Origin of the sequence: Methylobacterium sp. EM32 (genome assembly GCF_040593685.1) — a bacterium.
In the GTDB taxonomy this organism is placed as follows: Bacteria; Pseudomonadota; Alphaproteobacteria; order Rhizobiales; family Beijerinckiaceae; genus Methylobacterium.
The window spans coordinates 1-1,181 of record NZ_JBEXZS010000162.1 but is presented as its reverse complement, the minus strand read 5'-3'; the positions used below and the strand labels follow the sequence as shown (position 1 = coordinate 1,181).

At 66.7% G+C, this 1,181-nt stretch carries 1 protein-coding gene; it reads right to left on the bottom strand.

What is annotated here, in order from left to right; genetic code table 11:
* Position 1: 1 nt before the first annotated feature.
* A complete protein-coding gene (locus ABZT49_RS21080; RefSeq protein WP_355288694.1) occupies positions 2–1,126 on the bottom strand; it encodes an IS630 family transposase in 1,125 nt (374 codons plus the stop codon).
* Positions 1,127–1,181: the final 55 nt, after the last annotated feature.

The following is a 1,181-nucleotide window of genomic DNA, read 5'->3' as shown; positions in this document are numbered from 1 at the left end:
ACTAGTGTCCTGCATCTGAAGTTCGTGGCAAAGGCGTTGGCTCTGGCGCAGCTTCGAGTGTTCTGAGGCAGAAGCGTTTGACGCTGGCCAGGATGGCGTCGGCCGACTTCACCCACCGGAACGGCTTGGGATCAGCGTTCGTGGCCTCGATGAAGGCGCGGATGTCGCGTTCAAGCTCATCGACGGAGCAATGAACCCCACGCCGGATCGCTCGCTCCGTCAGCAGACCGAACCATCGTTCGACCTGGTTGATCCACGAGGCGGAGGTGGGGGTGAAGTGCACGTGATAGTGCGGGCGCCTGGCCAACCAATCGCGGATCAACTTGGTCTTGTGCGTCGCCGAGTTGTCGAGCACCAGATGCACGTCGAGGTCGGCCGGCACCGCCGCCTCGATCTCATCCAGGAAGCAACGGAACTCGCTGGCGCGGTGACGCGGGTAGCACTGCCCGATCACAGTCCCGGCCTTCACGTCGAGGGCGGCAAACAAGCTGGTGGTGCCGTGCCGGGCATAGTCGTGCGTGCGTCGCTCCACCTGCCCGGGCCGCAGCGGCAGCAGCGGCTGCGTGCGATCGAGCGCCTGAACCTGGGACTTCTCGTCCACGCACAGAACCAGGGCGCGGGTCGGCGGTGCCAGGTAGAGCCCGACGATGTCGCGCACCTTCTCGGCAAACAGCGGATCGGTCGAGAGCTTGAAGGTCTCGGACCGGTGCGGCTGCAGGCCGAACGCGCGCCAGACGCGCCCGACCGTCGCGCCCGACACCCCGCTGGCCTTGGCCATGCTGCGCTGGCTCCAGTGAGTGGCACCCTGGGGCCGCTCGCAGAGCGTGCGCTCGATCAACTCGGCGACCTGCTCGTCGCCGATCCGGCGCGGGGCTCCCGAGCGAGGTTCATCCAGCAGGCCATCCGTGCGTTCGCGGGCAAACCGTTCGCGCCACTTGCCGACCGTGTGCTTGCCGGTGCTCAGTTCCGCCGCGATGGCGGTGTTGCTCCGTCCATCGGAGGCCAGAAGCACGATGCGGGCACGCAGGGCGAGCCCCTGGGCTGTCTTGCGGCGGCGGGCCCAGCTCTCAAGCTCAGCTCGTTCCTCGGCGCTCAGGTCAAGCGAGGTGGGGACACGGTAGGCCATCGGCGCCTCCCAACAAACCCACACTTTGCCACAAACTTCAGACGCAGGACACTAG